Origin of the sequence: Tepidiphilus succinatimandens (assembly GCF_006503695.1) — a bacterium.
Taxonomy (GTDB): Bacteria; Pseudomonadota; Gammaproteobacteria; order Burkholderiales; family Rhodocyclaceae; genus Tepidiphilus; species Tepidiphilus succinatimandens.
Map to the genome: position 1 here is coordinate 13,795 of NZ_SBIK01000005.1, position 24,055 is coordinate 37,849.

The 24,055-nt window shown below is 65.3% G+C and carries 25 protein-coding genes and 1 tRNA gene; 13 read left to right on the top strand and 13 right to left on the bottom strand.

The features are described from left to right. Positions 1-6: 6 nt before the first annotated feature. From EPD82_RS04340 to EPD82_RS04365, 6 genes are all read left to right on the top strand, one after another. Positions 7-552 (top strand): isochorismatase family protein, encoded by a 546-nt coding sequence (locus EPD82_RS04340; protein ID WP_141055724.1) that lies wholly within the window; start codon positions 7-9, stop codon positions 550-552. A gap of 67 nt (positions 553-619) precedes the next feature. Continuing rightward, the gene (locus EPD82_RS04345; protein ID WP_141055727.1) at positions 620-2,293 is read left to right on the top strand and encodes a CTP synthase; all 1,674 of its coding nucleotides are present in this window, start codon (positions 620-622) and stop codon (positions 2,291-2,293) included. After that, entirely contained in the window at positions 2,290-3,135 is an 846-nt protein-coding gene (gene kdsA / locus EPD82_RS04350) for a 3-deoxy-8-phosphooctulonate synthase (protein WP_055423830.1), read from the top strand. Before EPD82_RS04345 ends, kdsA begins: the two co-directional genes overlap by 4 nt. After that, positions 3,132-3,434, top strand: coding sequence for a DUF1330 domain-containing protein (locus tag EPD82_RS04355; protein ID WP_082438416.1), 303 nt, complete (start codon positions 3,132-3,134; stop codon positions 3,432-3,434). The genes kdsA and EPD82_RS04355 overlap by 4 nt, the downstream gene beginning before the upstream one ends. 30 nt (positions 3,435-3,464) lie before the next feature. Further along, positions 3,465-4,754 (top strand): phosphopyruvate hydratase, encoded by a 1,290-nt coding sequence (eno, locus tag EPD82_RS04360; protein ID WP_141055730.1) that lies wholly within the window; start codon positions 3,465-3,467, stop codon positions 4,752-4,754. A 7-nt stretch (positions 4,755-4,761) separates the two neighbouring features. After that, entirely contained in the window at positions 4,762-5,049 is a 288-nt protein-coding gene (locus EPD82_RS04365) for an FtsB family cell division protein (protein WP_055423832.1), read from the top strand. Positions 5,050-5,053: 4 nt separating this feature from the next. Here EPD82_RS04365 and EPD82_RS04370 read toward each other — a convergent pair whose 3' ends face one another. Further along, positions 5,054-5,578, bottom strand: coding sequence for a gamma carbonic anhydrase family protein (locus EPD82_RS04370; protein ID WP_141055882.1), 525 nt, complete (start codon positions 5,576-5,578; stop codon positions 5,054-5,056). A gap of 140 nt (positions 5,579-5,718) precedes the next feature. On the opposite strand from EPD82_RS04370, the gene EPD82_RS04375 reads away from it, so the two are divergent. After that, a tRNA-Pro gene (locus tag EPD82_RS04375) sits at positions 5,719-5,795 on the top strand. A gap of 113 nt (positions 5,796-5,908) precedes the next feature. Beyond that, positions 5,909-6,229: a PilZ domain-containing protein gene (locus tag EPD82_RS04380; RefSeq protein ID WP_141055733.1), complete on the top strand. Its 321-nt coding sequence runs from the start codon at positions 5,909-5,911 to the stop codon at positions 6,227-6,229. A gap of 1 nt (position 6,230) precedes the next feature. On the opposite strand, the gene EPD82_RS04385 is transcribed toward EPD82_RS04380, so the two are convergent. From EPD82_RS04385 to EPD82_RS04430, 10 genes are all read right to left on the bottom strand, one after another. After that, positions 6,231-6,722, bottom strand: coding sequence for a disulfide bond formation protein B (locus EPD82_RS04385; RefSeq protein ID WP_141055736.1), 492 nt, complete (start codon positions 6,720-6,722; stop codon positions 6,231-6,233). Between the two features lie 96 nt (positions 6,723-6,818). Beyond that, positions 6,819-7,217: a type IV pilin protein gene (locus EPD82_RS12250; RefSeq protein WP_141055739.1), complete on the bottom strand. Its 399-nt coding sequence runs from the start codon at positions 7,215-7,217 to the stop codon at positions 6,819-6,821. Positions 7,218-7,223: 6 nt separating this feature from the next. After that, a complete protein-coding gene (locus EPD82_RS04395) occupies positions 7,224-10,508 on the bottom strand; it encodes a pilus assembly protein (protein WP_170210785.1) in 3,285 nt (1,094 codons plus the stop codon). 20 nt (positions 10,509-10,528) lie between these two features. Continuing rightward, the gene (locus EPD82_RS04400) at positions 10,529-11,092 is read right to left on the bottom strand and encodes a pilus assembly PilX family protein (RefSeq protein WP_055423838.1); all 564 of its coding nucleotides are present in this window, start codon (positions 11,090-11,092) and stop codon (positions 10,529-10,531) included. 10 nt (positions 11,093-11,102) lie between these two features. Beyond that, positions 11,103-12,086, bottom strand: a complete 984-nt coding sequence (locus tag EPD82_RS04405; protein WP_141055746.1) for a prepilin-type N-terminal cleavage/methylation domain-containing protein — start codon at positions 12,084-12,086, stop codon at positions 11,103-11,105. Then, entirely contained in the window at positions 12,083-12,604 is a 522-nt protein-coding gene (gene pilV, locus EPD82_RS04410; RefSeq protein ID WP_141055749.1) for a type IV pilus modification protein PilV, read from the bottom strand. Before pilV ends, EPD82_RS04405 begins: the two co-directional genes overlap by 4 nt. A gap of 11 nt (positions 12,605-12,615) precedes the next feature. Beyond that, entirely contained in the window at positions 12,616-13,194 is a 579-nt protein-coding gene (locus tag EPD82_RS04415) for a GspH/FimT family pseudopilin (protein ID WP_141055753.1), read from the bottom strand. Positions 13,195-13,287: 93 nt separating this feature from the next. Then, positions 13,288-14,694: a PhoH family protein gene (locus EPD82_RS04420; RefSeq protein WP_141055756.1), complete on the bottom strand. Its 1,407-nt coding sequence runs from the start codon at positions 14,692-14,694 to the stop codon at positions 13,288-13,290. A 21-nt stretch (positions 14,695-14,715) separates the two neighbouring features. Next, complete coding sequence (locus tag EPD82_RS04425) at positions 14,716-15,183, bottom strand: peroxiredoxin (RefSeq protein WP_055423843.1); 468 nt, start codon at positions 15,181-15,183, stop codon at positions 14,716-14,718. A 17-nt stretch (positions 15,184-15,200) separates the two neighbouring features. Beyond that, a complete protein-coding gene (locus EPD82_RS04430) occupies positions 15,201-15,569 on the bottom strand; it encodes an Mth938-like domain-containing protein (RefSeq protein WP_055423844.1) in 369 nt (122 codons plus the stop codon). A 104-nt stretch (positions 15,570-15,673) separates the two neighbouring features. On the opposite strand from EPD82_RS04430, the gene EPD82_RS04435 reads away from it, so the two are divergent. The 5 genes from EPD82_RS04435 to EPD82_RS04455 all read left to right on the top strand — a co-directional run bounded on the left by EPD82_RS04435 (position 15,674) and on the right by EPD82_RS04455 (position 21,581). After that, the gene (locus EPD82_RS04435; protein ID WP_276607287.1) at positions 15,674-17,020 is read left to right on the top strand and encodes a pyridoxal phosphate-dependent aminotransferase; all 1,347 of its coding nucleotides are present in this window, start codon (positions 15,674-15,676) and stop codon (positions 17,018-17,020) included. Between the two features lie 9 nt (positions 17,021-17,029). Continuing rightward, positions 17,030-18,337, top strand: a complete 1,308-nt coding sequence (locus EPD82_RS04440; RefSeq protein WP_141055885.1) for a homoserine dehydrogenase — start codon at positions 17,030-17,032, stop codon at positions 18,335-18,337. Positions 18,338-18,346: 9 nt separating this feature from the next. Beyond that, positions 18,347-20,806, top strand: a complete 2,460-nt coding sequence (locus EPD82_RS04445; RefSeq protein ID WP_206202187.1) for a Lon protease family protein — start codon at positions 18,347-18,349, stop codon at positions 20,804-20,806. Further along, on the top strand, positions 20,806-21,201 hold the full coding sequence (gene crcB, locus EPD82_RS04450; protein ID WP_141055895.1) for a fluoride efflux transporter CrcB: 396 nt from the start codon (positions 20,806-20,808) through the stop codon (positions 21,199-21,201). The genes EPD82_RS04445 and crcB overlap by 1 nt, the downstream gene beginning before the upstream one ends. A 176-nt stretch (positions 21,202-21,377) precedes the next feature. Further along, on the top strand, positions 21,378-21,581 hold the full coding sequence (locus EPD82_RS04455; protein WP_028874475.1) for a cold-shock protein: 204 nt from the start codon (positions 21,378-21,380) through the stop codon (positions 21,579-21,581). Between the two features lie 172 nt (positions 21,582-21,753). Here the strand turns inward: EPD82_RS04455 and EPD82_RS04460 are convergent, their stop codons facing one another. Both EPD82_RS04460 and EPD82_RS04465 read right to left on the bottom strand, forming a co-directional pair. After that, positions 21,754-22,998, bottom strand: a complete 1,245-nt coding sequence (locus EPD82_RS04460; RefSeq protein WP_141055898.1) for a lytic murein transglycosylase — start codon at positions 22,996-22,998, stop codon at positions 21,754-21,756. A gap of 50 nt (positions 22,999-23,048) precedes the next feature. Next, positions 23,049-24,050, bottom strand: coding sequence for an HpcH/HpaI aldolase/citrate lyase family protein (locus EPD82_RS04465; RefSeq protein WP_055423756.1), 1,002 nt, complete (start codon positions 24,048-24,050; stop codon positions 23,049-23,051). Positions 24,051-24,055 lie beyond the last annotated feature (5 nt).

Genomic DNA, 24,055 nt, shown 5'->3' on the forward strand with positions numbered 1-24,055 from the left:
GCGAGGATGAAGATGCATGTCAGGGAGAGCGCCCTGCTCGTGGTCGACATCCAAAGCGGCCTGCTGCCGGTGATCGAGCACAAGGAGCAGGTACGGGAATCCGCCGCCTGGCTGCTGCGGCTCGCCGGCAAGCTGCAGGTGCCGGTGGTGGTGAGCGAGCACTTCCCCGAGAAGATCGGCGAGACGGTGCCGGAATTGCTCGAAGTGCTGCCGCCCGCGGCCGAGCGGGTGCGCAAGACCGCTTTCTCGGCGGTACGCGACGGCGTGCTCGAGGGCACCGCCGTAGGGCGCGCCGAACAGGTGGTGGTGGCCGGCACCGAGGCGCACGTATGTGTGCTGCAGACGGTGCTCGATCTGCTCGAGGCGGGCAAGCAGGTGTTCGTGGTGGCCGAGGCGGTCGGCTCGCGCCGTGCCGAGGATCGGCTGCTCGCCCTCGAGCGGATGCGCCAGGCTGGGGCCGTGGTGGTCTGCCGCGAGATGGTGGCCTTCGAGTGGCTCGAACGCGGCGGCACGGACCTCTTCCGCGACGTGCTGCGCACCCTGATCCGCTGAAGCGCACGGCGTTCGCGAAGCGGCCGGGATCGGCTATCATTCGCTTTTCCAGCCAATCCACGTTCCCATGACCAAGTACGTGTTCGTGACCGGCGGCGTGGTCTCCTCGCTCGGCAAGGGGATCGCCGCCGCCTCGCTCGGGGCCATCCTCGAATCGCGCGGCATCCGCATCACCCACCTCAAGCTCGACCCCTACATCAACGTCGATCCGGGCACCATGAGCCCGTTCCAGCACGGCGAAGTCTTCGTTACCGAAGACGGCGCCGAGACCGACCTCGACCTCGGCCACTACGAGCGCTTCACTCGTGCCAAGATGAGCCGGCGCAACAACTTCACCACCGGTCAGATCTACGAATCCGTCATCCGCAAGGAGCGCCGCGGCGAATACCTCGGCAAGACGGTGCAGGTGATTCCGCACATCACCGACGAGATCAAGCGCTTCATCGAGCGCGGCGCCGAAGGGGCGGACGTGGCCATCGTTGAAGTGGGCGGCACGGTGGGCGACATCGAGTCGCTGCCCTTCCTCGAAGCCATCCGCCAGATGGGCATCGAGCTAGGCCCGCAGGGCGTGTGCTATATCCACCTCACGCTTTTGCCCTACATCGCCGCGGCGGGCGAACTCAAGACCAAGCCCACGCAGCACTCGGTGAAAGAACTGCGCGAGATCGGCATCCAGCCCGACATCCTGCTGTGCCGCGCCGACCGGGCCATTCCGGAAGAAGAGCGGCGCAAGATCGCCCTCTTCTGCAACGTGCGCCCGCAGGCGGTGATCGAGTCGCGCGACGCCGACACCATCTACCGCATCCCGCTGCTGCTGCACGAGCAGATGCTCGACGAGATCGTCTGCCACAAGCTCGACCTCCTCGCCCGTCCGGCCGATCTCTCCGTGTGGCGGCGCATCGTCGACGCCTGGGAACACCCGCGCGCCGAAGTCGACATCGCCTTCGTCGGCAAGTACGTCGATCTCACCGAATCGTACAAGTCGCTGGTCGAAGCGCTCACCCACGCCGGGCTGCACACCCGCTGCCGGGTGAACATCCACTACATCGATTCCGAAACGCTGGAAGACGAAGGCTGCGCCGCGCTCGCCGGCATGGATGCCATCCTCGTGCCCGGCGGGTTCGGGCGGCGCGGCACCGAAGGCAAGATCCTCGCCATCCAGTACGCGCGCGAGCACCGCATCCCTTTCCTCGGCATCTGCCTCGGCATGCAGCTCGCGGTGGTCGAATTCGCCCGCCACGTCGCCGGGCTCGAAGGGGCGCACTCCACCGAGTTCGACCCCGAGACGCCTCACCCCGTGGTCGGCCTCATTACCGAATGGCAGGACCGCAGCGGCAAGATCGAACGGCGCAGCGAAGAATCTGACCTGGGCGGCACGATGCGCCTGGGCGGCCAGGTGTGCCTGCTCGCCGAGGGCACGCTCGCGCGGCAGATCTACGGCGCGCCGCAGGTGGTCGAACGCCACCGCCACCGCTACGAGGTGAACAACCGCCTGTTGCCGCTGCTGCAAGAAAAGGGGCTCGTGGTCTCGGGCCGTGCGCCCGGCACCGAGCTGTGCGAAATGATCGAACTGCCGCAGGACGTGCACCCCTGGTTCGTCGGCTGCCAGTTCCACCCCGAATTCACGTCCAACCCGCGCGAAGGCCATCCGCTCTTCATCGCCTACGTGCAGGCGGCGCTGGAAGCGCGCCGGCGCGCCGGGCGTCCCACGGCGATCGCATCGAGCAAGGAGGCGGCATGAAACTGTGCGGATTCGAAGTCGGGCTCGACCGGCCCTTCTTCCTCATTGCCGGCCCCTGCGTGATCGAGTCGCGCCAGATGGCGCTCGAATCGGCGCAGGCGCTCAAGGAGATCACCGCCGCGCTCGGCGTGCCCTTCATCTACAAGTCGAGCTACGACAAGGCCAACCGCACCTCCAGCAAATCTTTCCGTGGTTTGGGCATGGCCAAAGGGCTGGAGATCCTGGCCGAGGTGCGCGAGCGCGTGGGCGTGCCGGTGCTCACCGACGTGCACACCGAAGCCGAAGTGGCGCCGGTGGCCGAAGTGGTCGACGTGCTGCAAACGCCGGCCTTCCTCTGCCGCCAGACCGACTTCATCCAGGCGGTGGCCGCGAGCGGCAAGCCGGTCAATATCAAGAAAGGGCAGTTCCTCGCCCCCGAGGACATGGTCAATGTGGTGGCCAAGGCCAAGGAAGCCAACGGGGGAGCCGACACCCTCCTCGTGTGCGAGCGCGGCGTGAGCTTCGGCTACCACAACCTCGTGGTCGACATGCGGGGGCTCGCCATCATGCGTGCCACCGGCTGCCCCGTGGTGTTCGACGCCACCCACTCGGTGCAGCTGCCCGGCGGGCAGGGGCAGGCTTCGGGCGGGCAGCGCGAATTCGTCCCCGTGCTCGCCCGGGCAGCGGTGGCTGCCGGCATCGCCGGGCTCTTCATGGAATCGCACCCCGATCCCGACAAGGCCCTCTCCGACGGCCCTAACGCCTGGCCCATCCCGCGTCTGGCCGAGCTCCTCACCACGCTCGTCGCGCTCGACCGGGTGGCGAAGCAAAGAGGGTTCATCGAACAGGAGATGATGCAATGAATGCGAAAGCCTATGTGATCGTCGTCGCGCGTCGTGCCGACCATGAGGCGCTTGCGCGTTATCGTGAGCTTTCCGCCCCGGCGGTGGCCGAGCACGGTGGGCGTTATCTCGCGCGCGGCGGGCGCTTTGCCGTGCTCGAAGGGCAATGGCAGCCGCAGCGCGTGGTCGTCGTCGAATTCCCTTCGTTCGAGGCGGCGCAAGCGTTTTATGACTCGGAATCCTATCGCAAAGCGCGGGCGGCGCGTGAAGGGCTGGCCGAGTTCGACATGCTGGTGGTCGAAGGCCTGCCGTCCGCCTGAAAGATTTGTTCATTCTGTCTGGAGCATGAAATGAGTGCCATCGTCGATATCGTCGCGCGGGAGATCCTCGATTCCCGCGGCAACCCCACCGTGGAAGCGGACGTGCTGCTCGAATCCGGCGTGATGGGGCGCGCCGCCGTTCCTTCCGGCGCCTCCACCGGTTCGCGCGAGGCCATCGAGCTGCGCGACGGCGACCCCGCCCGCTACCTCGGCAAGGGCGTGCTGCGCGCCGTGGAGAACGTCAACACCGAGATCTGCGAAGCGCTGCTGGGGCTCGACGCCGAGGATCAGACCTTCATCGACCAGACCCTCATCGAGCTCGACGGCACCGAGAACAAATCCCGCCTTGGGGCGAACGCGATGCTCGCCGTGTCGATGGCGGTGGCCAAGGCTGCGGCCGAAGAGGCGGGATTGCCGCTGTACCGCTACTTCGGCGGCTCCGGGCCCAAGCAGATGCCGGTGCCGATGATGAACGTCATCAACGGCGGCGCGCACGCCAACAACAGCCTCGACATCCAGGAATGCATGATCATGCCGGTGGGCATGGAATCCTTCCGCGAGGCGCTGCGCTGCGGCGCCGAGATCTTCCATCACCTGAAGAAACTCGTCGATCGCAAGGGGCATCCCACCACCGTGGGCGACGAAGGCGGCTTCGCTCCCAACGTGAAGAACACCGAAGAGGCGCTCTCCCTCATCCTGGAGGCCGTCTCCGCCGCCGGCTACGAGCCGGGGCGCGACGTGCTGCTCGCGCTCGACTGCGCCAGCTCCGAATTCTACAAAAACGGCGAATACGTCCTTGCCGGCGAGGGGCTGAAACTCTCCGCGGAGGGCTTTGCCGACTATCTCTCGGCGCTGGTCGACAAATTCCCCATCGTCTCGATCGAAGATGGCATGGCCGAAGGCGACTGGGCGGGGTGGAAAATCCTCACCGAGCGCCTGGGCAAAAAGGTGCAGCTCGTGGGCGACGATCTCTTCGTCACCAACACGCAGCTCCTCGAGCGCGGCATCCGCGAAGGAGTGGCCAACTCCATCCTCATCAAGATCAACCAGATCGGCACGCTCACCGAAACCTTCGCCGCCGTGGAACTCGCCAAGCGCGCCGGCTACACCGCCGTGATCTCGCACCGCTCGGGCGAGACGGAAGATTCGACCATCGCCGACATCGCCGTGGGCCTTTCCACCGGCCAGATCAAGACCGGCTCGCTGTCGCGTTCCGATCGTCTGGCCAAGTACAACCAGCTGCTGCGCATCGAAGAAGACTTGGGCGACACCGCCCGCTATCCGGGCCGGACGGCGTTCTACAATCTGCGCACGCAGTGAGGCAGGCGTGAGCCTGTGGGTGCGGCTGATCCTCGTCGTGCTGCTCGCGCTCCTGCAGTACCAACTGTGGCTCGGCCGCGACGGTCTGCTGCACCGCCAGCGGCTCGACGCCCGCCTCAACGAGATCATCCAGCGCAACGAGGCCCTGGCGGCGCGGAACGCCGCCGCCGCGGCCGAAATCGAAGAGCTGAAAAATGGCGGCGAGGCGCTCGAAGCGGTGGCACGCGGCTCGCTCAACTACCTGCGCCCCGACGAAGTACTCCTCACGCTGCCGCCCAGGGCGGCGACTCCCTGAATCCTCAGCCGATGCGCGTGAGCGCCGTGCGGTAGCGCTGCGCCGCCTCGCGGTAGTGCGCCGCGTTGGCGTGCAGCCGCGACACTTCTTCGTCGGTCAGGGTACGGATCACCCGTCCCGGCGAGCCGACCACCAGGCTGCGCTCCGGAATCACCTTGCCTTCGGGAATGAGGGCGTTCGCGCCGATGATGCAGTGCGCCCCGATCACCGCGCGGTTGAGGATCACCGCGTTGATACCGATGAGGCAGCCGTCCCCCACGGTGCAGCCGTGCAGCATGGCCATGTGGCCGATGCTCACGCCCGCGCCGATGGTGAGAGGGATTCCTTCGTCGTCGTGCAGGATCACGCCGTCTTGCACGTTGGTGCCCGCGCCGATCGTGATCGGTTCATTGTCGCCGCGCAGCACGGCGTTGAACCAGATCGAGACCCCGCGCCCGAGCCGCACGTCGCCGATCACCTCGGCGCTGTCGGCCACCCAGCAATCGGGCCCGAGCTGCGGGCGTTTGTCACCCAAGGCATAAAGCGCCATCGTCTTCCTTCCTTCGTTGTTCATCAACGCTTCGGCGGCAAGCATAACACGTCGATTTCCGCGATGCAGCAAAAACAGGGAGCGAAAGCGGCGCGTCCGGCTTGCGTTTTCTGCGGAATCGGCTACAATAGCGAACTCGTCGGGGCGTAGCGCAGCCTGGTAGCGCACTTGCATGGGGTGCAAGGGGTCGCGAGTTCAAATCCCGCCGCCCCGACCAATCACACCAAAAGCTTACGCGATCGCTCGCGTAGGCTTTTTTCATTTCTCCCGCATTGCCTTCCCATCCAGCCCAAGCTAAACTGAATCCCGTTGGCTTGGGAGGCTCTTTTCATGGTCGGCAATTTCGTCGAACGGCGCCGCGAGCGGCGCATTCCTCTGCCCGGCGGCGTTCCTGCCCGCCTGCTTTCGCCGCGCGGCGAAGTGCATGAGGCCGTCTGCTTCGAGCTCTCGGCGGGCGGCATGGCGCTGCGTACCAACTATGTCCCTGCCGCGTCCGAGCTCCTCGCCGTCCAGGTCGAACAGCCCGGCGGGGTGCGCGGCATGCCGGCGCGCCCCTTGCGCGTGCGCCTGGAAGTGCGCCGCTGTCTCGGGCTCGAAGGCGGCCTCTGGCGCTGCGAGGTGGGCGGGCGAATCGTGGAAGTCTTGTCTTGAATCAGCCGCGGCGCAGCACGAGCCAGGCCGCGAGCAGGGCGAAGGCGGCAAACCACAGCGCCGACCAGTTGGCGATGGTAAGCCCCAGGAAAGTCCAGTCGATGGCCGTGCACTGTCCCTCGCCGGCAAAGACCTTGGGCAGCCATTCGGAAAGGGGCAGCGTCTCCACCAGATAATCCAGCCCCGGGCCGCAGGCGAAGGGGTCGCTGGGCGGGTGCTGCTGCAGCCAGCTCTGCCACAGCGCCAGGCCCAATCCGCCCAGCGCGCACAGCAGCATTCCCCCCGCGCAGCCGCGCCCCGCCCACGGCCAACGCGCGAGCATCGTGCCCAGCAGCGCGAAGAGCCCCACGCCGAAGAAGGCGATGCGCTGCAGGATGCACAGCGGGCAGGGCTCCAGCCCCAGGCCGTGCTGCAGGTAGAGGCCGAAGGCAAGGAGCGCCGCCACGGTGAGGGCGGCGGCAAGGAAAAGGGCACGCAGGGGCAGGGAAATCATGCTCGGCTCGGCGGGGCGCTCACGCCATTGTACCCCGGGTTGCAGCCAGCGACGCCGTCGCGGCCACCCCCGGCAGGCATCCTCGCCCCTGCGGCGTCAACGCCAGCAGCCGGCCGGCCCCTTGGTGCCGGCGCTGTCCAGGGTGAGCGGCGTGCAGCCGGTGTCGCGCGTCTGTGCCCCTTTGGCCGTGGCCTTGAGCTTGTAGCCCGTCTCGGACGGCGTTCCGTCGAGGGCGAAGGTATAGAAATTGCCCAGCTCGTTGGTGCACGAGAGCGCCGGCAGGGCGGCGTTCTTGTACGTCATCTTGGTGGTGTAGTAGCGCTCCATCCACTGCGCGAGCTCCATCAGGCAGCCCTGCGCCGCCGTGCGGCGCGTCTGCAGCACGTGGCGCTGGTAGCTGGGATAGGCGATTCCGGCCAGGATGGCGATGATGGCCACCACGATCATCAGCTCGATCAGGGTGAAGCCGCGGCTGCGGCGTGGGGTGCAGTGCATGGTGGATTACTCCCGGATCAGTTCGCGCCAGTTGACGCGGTGGGGAAGTATGTTTGGCAGATTGACGGTGGTCGAGGCGGTTTCGCCGCTGGAGCCCCCCACCACGAGTTTGTCCCCCACGATCTGCGCCTGGCCGGGCATGCCGATGCCGAGATCGACGGAACCGACGGGGATTTTTTGACCGTTGAAGGTCAAGGTGCCATAGTCGGTAAAGAATGGTGTTCCGAGTGCGGCGCCGGTGAAAGGATCAATCGCATTGACGTAGCCCGTGCCCCCGGGCGTACAGGGATCGTCGCTCGGGATGATGCTGCTGGCTAGAAGAACGGAACCGTAGAACTGGGATGAGGTGATCATGCGCTCGCCAGGGTCGAGGTCGACATACCAGCCTTTCTTGTTATTCATATCGCCGCTGGTAGCGAGCTCAAAAGCCCGAACTGGATTGCCCGTGTTTGAGTCCGTTCCCCGCGCGACAACCTTACGCTCTTTGAGCTGACTGCGTGTTACGGGATTCTTGCCATCGTCGATGATCCCGTACCAACTTTGGGTGGAGGTGTCGGAGACGTCACCGGTCGTCAGGTAGCGCCCCGTGCCGAAGAAGACCCAGAGACTGCCGTCGGCTGGATTGGCCCCAAGGGACGGACGAGCGGTAATGGGCTGGGCCTTGCCGTTCTTATCCTGCGCGTGGAAAAGCGCCTGTTTTTGGTTACCCTGCTTGAGGGCGACATCCCATTTGCTGGCGTTGTTGTCCGAGAGATCGAACTTCCACAAGTTGCCCTGCAAGTCGCCGGCATAGACGTAGTCGATGGTTCCATTGCCGTCGTTATCCCAACCGCGGACGGCAGAAAGCCCATTCGAAGAACCCGCGCCGGTGTCGATTTTCTGGATCAGTGCCCCCGTGTCGAGGTCGACGACGAAGAGCACGGCGTGTTCGTTGGTGCTGTTGTAGCCGTTGCCGAAAACCACTGCGGTTTTTCCGTTGTTGAGCTTGGCGAGCAGCATCTCACCGATCACGAGCCCAAGATCGGGGTCGTTGCCGAATTCCCACTTGACGTTGGTGGCGGAGAAGGACTTTGGATTGGTCACGTCGAGAGCGAAGAGCCCTTTGCCGCCGTAACCGAGGCTGGCGACCAGGATTTGCTTGTTGGGCGTGAGCGTGGAATCGGAGACGGAGATCGGCCCGTCGACGAAATAGCGGTGGGTGTAGGCCGGATCAGAAAGCGCGGCGAGGTTGGAACCGATGAGGAGATTGGGCACGTAGGCGAAGATCTCCTGCCCGTTGGTGGCGTCGAAGGCGTGCAGCATGCCATCGTTGGCGCCGACGAAGACGGTCTGCGCACGTTCGGCCCCGTCTTTGTGGTTGTCGACATATACGGGGCTGGAGTGAATGATGTCACCCAGCAGGCTCGCGCGGTTGCGCAGCGTGCCGCCGTTTTTCACTTCCTTGCTCTGGTCGCCGCGCAGGTAGTTGACGATGTCCTGTTTGACGGTGTCGGTCTGGGAACCGAGGGCGGTCTTTTGCGCTGGGGTGAGAGCGTTCCAATCGAAGGCAATGCCACCGTTGCTGCCGTTCCAAGTGAAGATCTGGCGCGAACCGACGCCGGGGATACTGGCCGACCATGCCGGCGTCGTGCCGACCCCGTTTATCGTGATAGGGTAAGCGAGAAGCTCGCCCGTCCAGTCTCCTGGTTTGTAGCGGGCTTGGAAGACCAAAGTGTTGGAGGTGATACGGGGGAGGTTTACGGCGACGTTGCTGGCAGAGGAGGTACGGTCGCTAATCGCGCCGAGCGCATTTTTCAACCCTTGAGCAAATTCATCGGGGTTCTTGGCGGCAAAGAATTGTCCATGGCCATTGACGGCGGCGTGCCAGAGATCGTCGACGCGAGTTTCATTTTTGTTTTTTGTCGGGTCGGGCCAAGATTTTGTGCCCGCGGTAATGGCAGCGAGGTCGTCAGGATACGTGAGTGTTCCGGCGACACCAAGCGAGAGCGCAAACGTAGTCATGTGTTGCCAGAAAGCGGGGTCGGCTATGGTCGTCGGAACGTTGTTGTCCAAGTCGGATCGTAAGTCTTTTTTCCAGTACTCCATGGCGACGTCGGCAAGTGTGTTTGAGTAACTGTCTTTATAAGGGTTTTGCGGGGTGTATTGGTAGGAAGTTTTTCCGTCGGCCGAAGTTATTGTTGGACCATTGGTACCATCGGAATTGCCCAGTTCTGAAAGACCGTAGCCCGTGTCCCAATACCCGTCGGTAGTAAGAATGGTGAATGATTGACGGCAGGAAAGTTGCTTTGCTGTACCTTGGATGGTAACTTTTGGTCCCCATGGGCCGTTATCGTCAGATTTTTTATAATTATTACCAGCCCAATCCAATCCTTCCCTTAAGGGAGTTCCTACTGCGTTGATTGTTACTTTGGTAAAAGTATCGAAAAAATTCGATTTATTCGTCCCTGAAAATTTTCTTGTCGTTGGGATGGCGATATTGGGTGTTGCGTTGCGGTTATTACACGTATTGATCGTACAAAATCCTACGCGGAAATTTTCGCTCAAATCGGCAAAAGCGTTGGTGACGCCGGCCTGAACGGCGAGGATACGCGAGCGATAGTAGCTGAACCAATTGGCGAAGTTCTGAACTTCCTCGTCGGTGGAGCGTCCCCAGGGCAGGGTAGTGAGTGCTTGTTCGGTATTGGACCTGGTTCCGACCTGCCATTGATAGAACGTTCCGTTGCGGTATTGATAGCGGATGTAGTTCGTCCGGGCGGTGACGTCGCCGCTGCCGACATAGACATAGAATGTGATAGGGTAAGATAAAGTGGTTCTCGAACAGTTACTTCCCGTCATGCCCCCCGTTTTTAGATTGATTTTGCAATTATTTCTTCCTGCCGGGTCGTAAGGGGCGCTTGCAGGATCGATATTGGGATAGGAACTGCCGTCCGCTTTGCGCCAGGGCTGGTAGGTGACGGTAGGATTGTAGAAGAGTACGTTTTGAGTGGAGGAACGCAAGGTAACGTTAGGGTTTTGGGTGTCGTCCAAGCCGAGGTAGGCGTTGTTGTAAGTATTTCCCCCATAGGGATTGGAAGGCTGGGGAAAAAGGAAGTAGGTGCCCGATGAAGTCAAAGTATCGGGGAGGATTTCGAACTGCATCGATCCCGAATCGTCGAGTATGAGCATGATGTTTGGGTCGACGCCTACCCCTGTGTTGAGCGGCACGTTGGGGATGTCTAACGGGCTGCCAGCTGCGACCGTGGACAGGATGACTAGGGTGGTGGCGAAGACGAGGCGGTGGATGCGGGACATGTCCGTCTCCAGGTTCTGGGTCAGGAGCCTTGGTACTGGCTTTCGAGGATGACGGTAGCGCCTGGCGTGCGGACGGCGCGAACGGTGACGCGGTAGCGGCGACCAAGACAATTGGGAGGCACGGGATTTTCCCGGTCGCAGAGGTACCAGTTGGGGTAAGTGCCCAGGTATTCGTAGAAGCCTTCGACAGGCAGGGGAACGTCCGGTGGGCTGAGAATGGAAATCCAGCCGGTGAAGGAAGAGTCTTTCCAACGGGGTGTGCAATCGGCGTCGGGAGGGGCGCATAGGCCACCACTGCAGGAGGTTTGATTACATACGCCATCGGTATTGTTCGGTTGTGCAGTGGGCGGGGTGCTTTGTAGGGCAAGCGCTTCGGCGCGGCGCAATCCAGCTTCGGCCGATTGGAAGGCGATGGCGCGATCGAAGATGCCGCTGGCCATCTTCTCTTCCTGGGCGACGAAACGGGTGGCACCGAGCGCGATGAGGGTGACGATCACCAGTAGGATGAGGGTGGTGGCGAGCGCAGCCCCGCGTTGGCCGAGGGGTACGGAGGGCGAAGGAAGGCGGAGGGGAAGGGGTGCCATGGCGGAAACCTCAGCTCAGGCGGTTGCGCAAGGCAATGGTGAAGGGGTATTCACGGCGCAGGGGTTGGCCGTCGGTGCCGATTCTGTCCGTGGAAACGCTGCGTACCATGATGCGCACGGCCCGGACCTTGGTCCAGTCGGTGACGCTGGCGATGGGTTGGTAGGTCGTGCCGCCAACGGAGAGAAAACTCAGGGAGAGTTGATCGATGTCAGGGACCATTTCTACGGCGGCGTCGTTGCCGACCTTGCGGTAGAGAGAGGTGCCGCCGCGGTCGTTGGTGCCGACGTACCAGAGGACGTGCTGGAACTTCAAGAGGGTGCCGCCGGTGAAATTGCGGCAAGAGGCGGGTTGGGGGGCCGCGCCGCCGCTGCCGCAGATGACGGGGGTACTGAGGCATTTGGTGCAGTTGCCGGGGGCGATGCTGTTGCCGTCGTTGTGGACGACCGTCAGGCTGCTGCTGTTCACCTTGGTCGCTTGGAAGATGGCGGCATCAGGCCCTTCGCATAGAAAAAGGATGTCTCCTACATCGAGGCCAGTGGTGGAGGAGAGGGTGAGGGTGGCGGCAGCGGGATTGTGATCGGTGACGTGGATTTCATTGGAAGGGTCGCTCCCCTTGACGATGGAGAGCACGGGGCTGCCGGCGGCGACGTTGGAGGGGGCGGGTGAGGGGAGCGTCTCGCCGGGGGCGTAGGCGGTGAGGGATTCTCCTTGCCAGCTCCATGTGGCGGGGGTTCCATTGAGAACGTTGGCGAAATTCGTGGCGCCGCAGGCCGTGGCGCCGGCCTCGCGTACGTCGCGCGCCATGAGCTCGAAGGCGAAGCGCAGGTTCTCCTGCATGCGCGCGAGGTTTTCGGTGGTGCGGTAGGTCTGCCGGTTGGTGAGGAAGAGGTTGACGACCGCGCCGATGACGACGAGGCCGAGCACGAGGGCGACCATCAGTTCGACCAGGGTGAGGCCGCGCTGGCGCAGGGGGGAGGAAGGGCGGTTTTTCATAGACGACTCGTGACCGAGATGAGGGTTGCGGGCTTGCCGCCGAGGCAGTTTCCACTGTCGGTGTTGTCGCCGCCGGCGCTGTCGTCCCAGCAGACTTCGACGCGATAGGTGAAGGTGTCGGCGTCGATGGCGGTGACGCGACCACAGGCGGAGGGGTGCACCAAAGGGGGATTGCTCGACGTGCCGCGCATGCTGTCGATCCAGGTTTTGAGGTCGGAGAGGGGGAGCGTCGATCCGCTGGGAGCGCTGCAGCGCCAATCCGATGAGACGTAGGCAGCAGCGAGGGTAGAGCGGGTTCCTGGGTCCGTCGTGCTCATCACCGCCGCGCGCATGGCGTCGAGGATGGTGTAGGCGGACATGACGGCGGCGGAGCGTTCGTAGCTGGAGTTGGCCGCGGCGAGCGTGCGAGCCTGCAGTCCCGCCAGGCCCAGCAGGCCGATGGCGAAAATGAGGGCGGCGATCAGCACTTCGAGGAGGCTGAAGCCGCGTTGTCGGAATGGGTGAGCGCGGAAAGGCATGGCATGGAGTCTCAAGGCGACGGGCAGGTTGAAGCAACGCCCGTCGGGGTGGTGAGGACGATGCGCCCGGAGGCGATCAGCACCAGATCGCGCGCGCGGCGATCGTTGGTGAGCGCGGTGCTGATGGAGCACACGCGCAGGGTGCCGGCGAGAAAGGCGCCGTTGAGTTGTTTGCTCGCGCCGTCGGCAGTGAAGGAGGCGTAGGAGGAAAGGGGGGCGTTGGCGACCGCCACGATGCCGGCCGGCAGTGGACCGCCGCGAAAGAGGATGTCGTTGGCGCTCTCGGGGGCGGGCGTATTTCCGGGCGTTTGGTCGACGAAGGCGATCCAGCCGTCACGCCAGGCGCCGGAGCACGCGGTGGCGGTGGGGGCGGCGGGGCAGACGGTGACGCGGACGTTGCGGCGGATGGCTTCGGTGCGCGCCGTTTGCAGGGCCGCGACGAGTTCGTTGGTGGCGGAGGTGAGGCGGTTCGAGGCGATGAGGGGGGCGAACGCCGGGATGCCGATGGCGAGCAGGATCGCGAGCATGGCGATCGCGACCATCAGTTCGACGAGGGTGAACCCCGCTGCGTGGCAGGATGGCTGGTGCATTCCCTGCTCCTTGCCGACATTGTAATTTATTATGACGCTGTCTGAGCGAGAATGCAAGACGAAGAGATCCGGCCTGATTGCGATGTGGGACTGTTACAGCACCTCCGCCGCATAGTCCGCGAGCCGGGAGCGTTCGCCGCGCGACAGCAGCACGTGGCCGCCGTGGGGCCAGCCTTTCATGCGCTCCACCACGTAGGTGAGCCCGGAGCTGCCTTCGGTGAGGTAGGGGGTGTCGATCTGGGCGAGGTTGCCCATGCATACCACCTTGCTGCCAGGGCCGGCGCGGGTGATGAGCGTGCGCATCTGCTTGGGCGTGAGGTTTTGCGCTTCGTCGAGCACGAGGAACTTGCGCACGAAGGTGCGTCCGCGCATGAAGTTGAGGCTCTTCACCTTGACCTTGCTGCGCACCAGGTCCCCGGTGGTGGCGCGGCCCCAGTCGCCGCCTTCGTGGGCGCCGCCCAGGAGCACTTCGAGGTTGTCTTCGAGGGCGCCCATCCAGGGGGTCATCTTTTCTTCTTCGCTGCCGGGAAGAAAGCCGATGTCTTCGCCAATCGGTACGGTGGTGCGGGTGAAGATGACTTCGGTGTAGCGTTTCTGCTCGAAGGTTTGCGCGAGCGCGGCGGCGAGCGTGAGGAGCGTCTTGCCGGTGCCGGCCTGCCCGAGCAGGGTGACGAAGTCGATTTCGGGGTCGAGCAGCAGGTCGAGGGCGAAGTTTTGCTCGCGGTTGCGCGCGGTGATGCCCCAGACGGCGTTTTTCTCGTGGCGGCGGTCGGTGAGGGTGCGCAGCACGGCGCGCTTGCCCTCCAGGGCGACGACGCGCGCTTCCAGCGGCTGCGGCCCTTCGAGATAGACGAATTCGTTGAGGAGGAGCTCGGGCACGATCGGTCCCTGGATGCGGTACCAGTCGTGGCCGGCGTCGCGCCAGGATTCCAGCCCTTTGGCGTGGGTCTCCCAGAAGTCGGGCGGCAGCGCCCGCACGCCGGGATAGACGAGGTCGGTGTCTTCGAGGATTTTGTCGTTGCGGTAATCTTGCGCGGCAAGCCCCAGCGCGCGGGCCTTGATGCGCAGGTTGATGTCCTTGGAGACGAGGATCACCGGGCGTGGGGCGAGGCGCTGCGCCATGGCCTTGACCACGGCGAGGATCTGGTTGTCGGCGCGCGACAGCGGCAGGCTCGTGGGGAGTTCCGCTTCCAGCGCTTCGGTCTGCAGGTAGAGCCGGCCCGTGGCCTGGCCGCCGGAGGGGCCGGAGAGGTCGAACCCTTCGGCGAGCGAGGCTTCGCGGCCGCTGACGATGGCTTCGAGCGCGCGGCTCGCCTGGCGGGCGTTGCGCGCCACCTCCGAGAGCCCTTTCTTGTGCGTGTCGAGCTCTTCGAGCGCCACCATGGGCAGGAAGAGGTCGTGTTCCTCGAAACGAAAGAGCGCCGTGGGGTCGTGCATGAGCACGTTGGTGTCGATGACGTAGAGCTTGCGTTCGGCGGCGTTCGGGCGGCGGCGGGGCATCGACGGTCCTTTGGCGGATGTTCAGGCGAGGGCTTTTTGCAGGGCGGCGAGCACTTCCTGGGCGTGGCCGTCGACCTTGACGCCGCGCCACAGGTGCAGGATGCGCCCATCGGGGCCGATGAGGAAGGTGGAGCGCTCGATGCCGCGCACGGGCTTGCCGTACATCGTCTTGTCCTTGATCACGCCGTAGGCGGAGCAGGCGATCTCGTCGGGATCGGAGACGAGCTCGAAGGGGAGCTGGTACTTGGCCTTGAAGTTCTCGTGGGATTTGACGCTGTCGCGCGACACGCCCAGGATCACGGCGCCGAGGGCGGAGAATTCGGGGGTGAGGTCGCGAAAGGCGATGGCTTCGTTGGTGCAGCCGGGGGTGTTGTCCTTGGGGTAGAAGTAGAGGACGACGGGGCGGCCGCGCAGGGCCGAGAGGGTGATTTCCTGGCCGCCGGTGGCGGGCAAGGTGAAATCGGGGGCAAGGGTGCCGGGTTCGAGCATGATCGTCTCCTGCCGTATCAGGTGAGGATGAGGCCAGCGACGACGCGGCGGCCTTCGCTGGCGGTGACATTATAGGTGCGGCAGGCGGCCGCGAGTGTCATGAATTCGAAACCTTGGCCGGCGGCGGCGAGCCGGCGCAGCAGCGGCACGGGGGGGCGGCGCAGGGTGGCGCCGGTGGCGATCAGCACGAGCTCGGGGCGCAGGGCGAGGAGGGGTTCGAGCGCCGGTTCGTCGAGCGCATCGAACCCGCCCTCGAACCAGGGGGCGACGGTTTCGGGGGTGAGGATGAGGTTGGTTTCGTGGCGTTGGCGGTCGATCTCGACCCAGCCGGGGCCGTGGGCGGTGACGAGGCGGATGTCGCGGGGCTGCTCGAGGCGAAATTCCATGATCTTCTTCCCGGGGAAATTGCCGCAAGGCGGTAATTTTTGGCTAAGATTACCGTTTCGCGCCCGGCCGGGCAAGGCGGGCGCTTTCGTGCGAGGACGCAAACATGGGAATGCGCAGCGGAAACGTGGTGCCGGTACGGCAGGGGCAGACGGAGAAAGAAGCGCCGGAGGCGGTGGTCGAGGCCGCGCCGCCGTCTTTGCGCCGTATCCTGAAATCGTCCAAGCTCGACGACGTCTGCTATGACATCCGCGGGCCGGTGCTGGCGCGCGCCAAGCAGATGGAGGAAGACGGCCACAAGATCATCAAGCTCAACATCGGCAACCTCGCGCCCTTCGGTTTCGAGCCGCCCGAGGAGATCGTGGTCGACGTGATCCGCAACCTGCGCGAGGCAGGGGGCTATTCCGATTCCAAGGGGCTCTTCTCGGCGCGCAAGGCGGTGGTGCACTACACGCAGCAGAAGGGGATCGCCGGGGTGGACGTGGAGGACGTGATCCTGGGCAACGGCGTCTCCGAGCTCATCGTGATGAGCCTGCAGGCGCTGCTCGAGCACGGCGACGAGGTGCTGGTGCCCTCGCCCGATTATCCGCTGTGGACGGCGGCGGTGAGCCTGGCGGGCGGCAAGCCGCGGCATTACTTGTGCGACGAGGCGTCCGACTGGTTGCCGGATCTGGCCGACATCCGCAAGAAGGTCTCGCTGCGCACCAAGGCGATCGTGGTCATCAATCCGAACAACCCCACGGGGGCGCTCTATCCGCGCGAGATCCTGGAAGGCATCGTGCAGATCGCGCGCGAGCACCAGCTGATCGTGTTCGCCGACGAGATCTACGACAAGATGCTCTACGACGGCAACACGCATACCTCGATCGCGTCGTTGGCCGACGACGTGCTCTTCATCACGATGAACGGGCTGTCCAAGAATTACCGCGCCTGCGGCTATCGCGCCGGCTGGATGGTGATTTCGGGCGAGAAGCGGCACGCGGCCGACTACATCGAGGGGCTCAACATGCTCGCTTCGATGCGCCTGTGCTCCAACGTGCCGGGGCAGATGGCGATCCAGACCGCCTTGGGCGGGTATCAGAGCATCCAGGATCTGGTGGCGCCGCAGGGGCGGCTCACGCGCCAGCGCGACACGGCGCATGCGCTCTTGAGCCGGATTCCCGGCGTGTCTGTGGTCAAGGCCAAGGCGACGCTCTATATGTTCCCGCGGCTGGATCCGAAGGTGTATCCGATCGCCGACGATCAGGAGTTCATCCTCCAGTTGCTGGAGGAGGAAAAGGTGCTGCTGGTGCAGGGCACGGGGTTCAACTGGCCGCAACCGGATCATTTCCGCATGGTGTTTCTGCCGCACGTCGACGATCTGCACGAGTCGATCGGGCGCATCGAGCGCTTTCTGGAGCGCTACCGGCGACGGCATCAGGTGGTGATGGGTTCAGCGAAAAAGGATAAATGACAAATGACGATGAAGGCGATGCAGGTGGGGCTGTTGGGGATCGGGACCGTCGGTGGCGGGACGTGGCGCGTGCTGCAGCGCAACGCCGAGGAGATCACGCGCCGTGCCGGGCGGCCGATCCGCATCACGCGGGTGGCCGACCGCGACGTGGAGCGCGCCCGGGCGCTCACCGCCGGGGCGGCGGAGGTGACGGACGATGCCTTCGCCGTGGTGCGCGCACCGGACATCGACATCGTGGTCGAACTCATCGGCGGCTACACCCTCGCCAAGGATCTCGTGCTCGCGGCGATCGAGGCGGGCAAGCACGTGGTCACCGCCAATAAGGCGCTGCTCGCCGTGCACGGCAATGAGATCTTCGCCCGGGCCCAGGAGAGGGGCGTGATGGTGGCGTTCGAGGCGGCGGTGGCCGGCGGCATCCCCATCATCAAGGCGCTGCGCGAGGGCCTCACCGCCAACCGCATCGAGTGGGTGGCCGGTATCATCAACGGCACCACCAATTACATCCTCACGCAGATGCGCGAGCGCGGCGTGACCTTTGCCCAGGCGCTCACCGAGGCGCAGCAGCTCGGCTACGCCGAGGCCGATCCGACCTTCGACGTGGAAGGAATCGACGCGGCGCACAAGGCCACGCTCATGGCCTCGATCGCCTTCGGCGTGCCGATCCAGTTCGAGCGCGCCTACGTGGAGGGGATCACCCGGATCGAGCCGCGCGACGTGGCCTATGCCGAGGAGCTCGGCTATCGTCTGAAACTGCTGGGGATCGCCAAGCGCCGCGAAGGCGGATTCGAGCTGAGGGTGCATCCCACCCTGGTGCCGGCCGATCACCTTCTCGCCAACGTCAACGGCGCCATGAACGCGGTCCTGGTCAAGGGCGACGCGGTGGGGCAGACGATGTTCTACGGCAAAGGGGCAGGGGCGGAGCCCACCGCGAGTGCGGTGATCGCCGATCTGGTCGACGTCACGCGGCTGCACACGGCCGATCCCGAACACCGGGTGCCGCACCTCGCCTTCCAGCCCGATCAGGTGCGCGAAGTGGCGGCGCTGCCCATCGAGGAGTGCCGTACCGCTTCCTATCTGCGGCTCGCGGTGGCCGACCGGCCCGGGGTGCTCGCGGAGATCACCCGCGTGCTCGCTGCCGAGGAGATCTCCATCGCGGCCATGATCCAGAAGGCGCCGGCCTGCGGCCGGGCGGAGATCGTGATGACCACGCACGAGGCGAGCGAAGCGGCGATGAACCGGGCGATCGCGGCGATCGAAACGCTGCCGGCGGTGCAGGGGGCCGTCACGCGGCTGCGCATCGAACCGCTCGCGGACTGACGGCGCGCGATGGACGAATTCGACGGGGAAATGCCGCGGGCGCGCCATCGCCTGCCGGCCGAGTCTTTGCGCCGGGTCACGGATCCGGCCGCGATCGCGGCGGTGCTGGCCGAGCCGGGCGAGACGGTGCCCGTGGGGCTGGGGCAAGAGCGGGCCGAGGAAGCGCTGCGCTTCGCTCTGGCGATGAATCACGTGGGTGGCTATCACGTGTTCCTCTTCGGTCTGCCGGGCACGGGGCGACACGCGATCGCGCTGCATCACATCGGGGAGACGGCCCGCCGCCTACCGGCGCCGGAAGACCTCGCCTACCGCTATGATTTCTCCGACCCGCAGCGCCCGCGCCTGCTCAAGTTGCCCGCGGGCACGGCGCGCGTGCTCTCCGACGACTTGCAGAATTTCACGCGCCAGCTCGAACCGGCGGTGAACGCGGCCTTCGAGGCGAAAGCCCATCAGGAACGGATCGAGGCGCTGGAGTCGGCGCACAAGGAGCGCGAGAGCCGGGCGATCGAGGCGATCGTGCAGGCGTGCGCCGAGGATCGGCTCAAGTTGCTGCAGACCGGCGATGGTTGGGCCTTCGTCCCCGTGGACGAGGCGGGCGAGCCGCTCGAACCGGAGCGCTACGAAGCCCTGCCGGCCAAGGAGAAGGCGCGCATCGAACAGGCAGTGGAGCGCTGGCGCCAGCGCCTCGTGGAAGTGCTCGACGAATTCCCCGCCTGGCGCGAAGCGCTCTATGCCGCGATCCGGCGCGCCGAGCGCGAGGCGCTCGAACCGGTGGTGCGGCACCTGCTCACCCCTTTGCGGGAGAAATACGCCGGTTTGTCCGCGGTGATCGGCCTGCTCGACGAGATCGAGCAGGACATCCTCGACGGTGAGCGCGAGTGGCTGGAGGACGAGGAAGAGGGCGGACGCAATCCGGCGTTTTCTCCGCTCATCCGCTACCAGATCCACGTGCTGGTGGCGCACGAGGCCGGTGAGGGTGCGCCGGTGGTGTTCGAAGACAACCCGAGCTATGCCAACCTCGTGGGCTGGGTCGAGACGCTGCAGCAGCTCGGCGAGCGCATCACGCATTTCCAGCTGATCCGCGCCGGGGCGCTCGCGCGGGCGCGCGGCGGGTTCCTCCTGCTCGATGCCGAGCGTCTGCTCGCCCAGCCGGCGGCCTGGGACGCCTTGAAACGAGCCCTGCAGCGGCGCGAGGTGCGCATCGAGCCGCCGCCCGAGGCGGCCGGCTGGGGCAGCGTGCGCATGCTGGAACCCGAGCCGATCGACTGCCCGCTCAAGGTGGTACTCATCGGTACGGCCGACACTTTCCATGCGTTGTTCGATCTGGATGATGATTTCCAGGATCTCTTCAAGATTCCGGCCGAGGCGGCCGACGACGTGCCGCGCACGCCCGAAACCGAGGCGGGTCTGGCGCGATTGTTGGTGCATCTGGCACGCGAGAACGCCTTGCGACCGCTGTCGGCCGAGGCGCTGGCAGCAGTGCTCGATCAGGCCGCTCGCGAGGCCGAACATGCCCATCGGCTGACCTTGCGCACGCGAACGCTGGTGGATCTGCTGCGAGAGGCGGACGCCCTGACGCATGCCGATGCAGCGCAGGAGATCACAGTGGAAGCCGTGCGTGCGGCAGTGGCGGCGCGTGAGCGGCGCCTTGCCCGTCATGCCGAGGAGACGATCGAGGCGATGCTCGAGGGGGAGCTCCTCATTTCTACCGAGGGCGCGCGCGCCGGGCAGATCAATGGCCTGGTGGTGGTCGACGTCGCGCATCAGAGCTACGGCTATCCGGTGCGCATCACCGCCACGGTGCGCCTGGGCGGCGAGGGCGAGGTCGTCGACATCGAACGCGAGACCGAGCTCGGCGGGGCCATCCACTCCAAGGGGGTGATGATCCTCGCGTCTTTCCTTGCCGGGCGCTTCGGCCGCCATCAGCCGCTGTCGCTGTCGGCGAGCCTGGTGATGGAGCAATCCTACGCCTTCGTCGAGGGCGATTCGGCTTCGCTCGCGGAGCTGTGCGCCCTGCTGTCGGCCATCTCCGGCCTGCCGCTCGCCCAGGGAATCGCGGTGACCGGCTCGGTCAATCAGTTTGGCGAGGTGCAGGTGATCGGCGGCGTGAACGAGAAGATCGAAGGGTTCTTCGCCCTGTGCGCCCGCCGGAGACTCACCGGCGAGCAGGGGGTGATCATCCCCCGGGGCAACGTGCGCCATCTGATGCTGCGCGAGGAAGTGGTCGAGGCCGTCCGGGCGGGCCGTTTCTCGATCTGGACGGTGGAGACGGTGGACGAGGCGATGGCCCTGCTCACCGGCCTCCCCGCCGGTGCACCCGACGGGCGCATTCCCACCGGGCGAGCACGCACGGTGAACGAGGCAGTCGCGGCGCAGCTGCGCCGCATGGCCGAGATCCATGCCGCCGCCGGCGAGGGAACGCCGCTGCGCAGGCGTTGGCGCCGGCGGGAGAAGGAGGGCGGGGATTGATCGGAGCCTCTGCCGCTCAAGCCGCAGCGATCGCTCTGGGCGCGGCGCTGGGGGCTTTGCTGCGCTGGCAGCTGGGCGTGCGGCTCAATGCCTGGTTTCCCGAACTGCCGCCGGGGACGCTCGCGGCGAACCTGATCGGCGGATTCGTGATCGGCGCGGCGATCGCGGTGTTCTCGGCTTGGCCGGGGATGCCGGCGGGGTGGCGCCTTTTCGTCACCACAGGGTTTTGCGGGGGGCTGACGACTTTTTCCACCTTCAGCGCCGAAGTCTTCGCCTTACTGGAGCACGGGCGCCTCGCGCTCGCGCTCGTCGCGCTGGCGCTGCACGTGGGCGGATCGCTCCTGGCGACGGCAGGCGGTTTCGCCATCGTGAGGATGCTGCGGGCGCTGGCGTAAAAAAAATCTGCACGCAGGGAAAAATGTATTGACGCCGGCGTAAAAGGCGCGTATCGTAGCGACAGTGTTCGAAGCGCGCATCGTCTTCACCGCTTGCGGAGATTCGCGATTCCTGCTCGGCACACCGTGGGTCGAATGGCCCGTTTCAATAAAGTAGTAACGAAGGAAGCTTCATCATGGCAACTGGTACTGTCAAGTGGTTCAACGATTCCAAAGGGTTCGGCTTCATCACCCCCGATGACGGCGGTGAGGATCTGTTCGCGCATTTCTCCGCGATCAACATGCCGGGCTTCAAAACCCTGAAGGAAGGCGAGAAAGTCAGCTTCGAAGTCACGCAAGGGCCGAAAGGCAAGCAAGCGTCGAACATTCAGAAGGCCTGACGTCTGCCCCGCCGCGGCGGGACGTTGGACCGCCTGGCAGCAGAGAAGCCACCCGATTGGGTGGCTTCTTTTTTTATGCGTGCGCCCGGCACGGGCGCACTCTTAGAGGTGAAAACACTTCCATGAGTTGATCACGGCGAACGAAGCGAAGCGCAATGGGCCTGCTTTGGTTTCAGTGCGTTTTGTTGCAGCCACCTTCGAAGCGCCGCAGCTGCTCCAGCGCCTTCGTGCCGGGCCAGCCATCGGCTTCGAGTGCCTGGCCGCCGCATTCCTGCTGGAAACGGCTCAGTGCCTCCCGCGTCTGGGCGCCGGCCACGCCGTCGATGGTGCCCGGATCGTAGCCCAGGGTGGAGAGACGTTCTTGCAACTCCAGCGTTTCCGAACGGGTGAGCGGCGGGTCGTCGGTGGGCCAGGCTTGCACGAAAGGCTGCTTGGGATCGAAGCGGGCGGCTTTCAGGGGATCTTTCAGCGCATCGTAGAGGAGCCCGATCGCCAGGGCATAGGATTCGGCCGCGTTGTAGCGAAAGATCGCGTCGTAGTTGGGAAAGGCCAGAAGCGCCGGGCCTTGGCGGCCGGCCGGCAAGAGCAGGGCGGCTTTTTCCGGTAGGGTGCGCGGCCAGGGTTTGCCGTCGGCGCGGGGAAGACCCATGGCGAGCCATTCGTTCGTCGGGCGTTTTTTCGTGCGCCCTGCGAGCTGGACATCGAACGAGGGCGGCAGTACGACTTCGATCGCCCAGGGTTCGCCGCGCCGCCAGCCGGCTTGCTTCAGGAAGTTGGCGGTGGAAGCGAAAACGTCGGGCAGGGAATGATAGAGGTCGCGCTTGCCGTCGCCGTCGAAGTCGACGGCGTAGCGCGCGAAGGTGCTGGGCATGAACTGGGTCTGTCCGAAGGCGCCGGCCCAGGAACCCCGCAGGCGCTCGGCGCCGGTTTCTCCACGTTCGAGGATGTCGACCGCCGTGAGGAATTCGGGGCGGAAATAGCTCTGCCGCCGGCCGAAGCACGACAGGGTGGCGAGCGATTGCAGCAGGTCGTCGCGCCCGAGATTCTGTCCGAAATTGCTCTCCACCGCCCAGAAGGCGACGACGAGCTCGGCATCAACGTCGTAGGTGGCCTCGACGTAGCGCAGCAAGCCTTCATTCTCGTGCAGCTTCTCCTGCGCCGTCTGGATGCGGCGCGTATCGACGAGGTTGGCGAGATACTGCCAGATGGGGATGACGAATTCGGGCTGACGATCCAGCCGGGCGATCACGCTCGGGTCGGGGCTGAGGCTGGCCGTGAGGGCGGAAAAGCGCTCGGCCGGGATGCCGCGCCGCTCGGCTTCGGGGGCGAGGCGCTCGAGGCAGGCGCGGAATTCCTCCGCGGAAAGCGAAGGATAGGATTGCCCGTTGGCCCCGGCCACCGGCAGCGCCAGAAGCAAGGGGACGAGCCAGCGGGGAAAGCGCCGTGGCGCGAAGAAGGGCGGGCGGTTCACGATTCGGATCCGAAGAATCGATGCAGGATTTCGTCGGCGAGCGCGATGCCGGTGCGCCGCGCCTGCTGCAGCACGGCCCAATAATAGCGGTAGGAGGCGCGGTCGTGAAGGTGGCCCGCGTCGCGGATCGGACCCCAGGCGGCGTCTTGGGCTGCGGTGAGGATGCGCACCGCGTCTTCGATCTCTGCCGCGCTGGGTTGCATCGCTTCGAGGATGGGGCGGATCTGGTTGGGATGGATGCTCCACATGCGCAGGAAGGCGAACTCGGTGCGGGCGCGATGTGCGTCGGCATAGACGAGGGAGGCATCCTCGAGCTCGGTGCAGACGTTGTGCGCCGGCACGATGGTCGCGGCGTGCGCGGCGGCGGCGATCTCGGCCTTGGCGCGGCGGATCAGGGGGTGTTCGAACTGCAAGGGCGAGCGCATCGCCTCTGCCCCGATCGCGCCGCGGTGCGAAGAGACGAAATCCATCAGACCGAAATCGAGGCATTCCACGCCCGGTTCATGGGCGATGCGCGCGACTTCGGCGAGCGCCTCCGGCGTTTCGATGAGCACGTGCAGCGGCGGGGGCCGAGTGCCGGGCGGCAACAGCGGGCGCATCGCTTCGCGCACGGTGCGCACGTCGCGCGCCGAGCGCACCTTGGGCACGGTGAGGTAGGCAAGGCGGCCTGCGGCGATCGGCAGGATGGTTTCCAGATCGCGCAGCCAGTGCGGGTGGGTGAGATCGTGGATGCGCACGCCGACGCGGCCGTGGCGGTTTTCGCTCGAGACGGCGAGCTCGGCGCACATCTTTGCGTGTGCCTTTTCATTGCCGGCCGGTGCGCCGTCTTCGCAATCGAGCGTGACGTCGAACACGGGCCCCATCTCGGCCTGCAAGGCCAGCGCCCGGCGCATGAACTTCTCGCTGCCGGCGTAGTGGTCGACGGCGGGGATGTCGGGCAGCTGGCGTTCGCGTTCGAAGAGGACTTGGGCCGGGCGCAGCAACTTGGATTCGGTCATGGCGG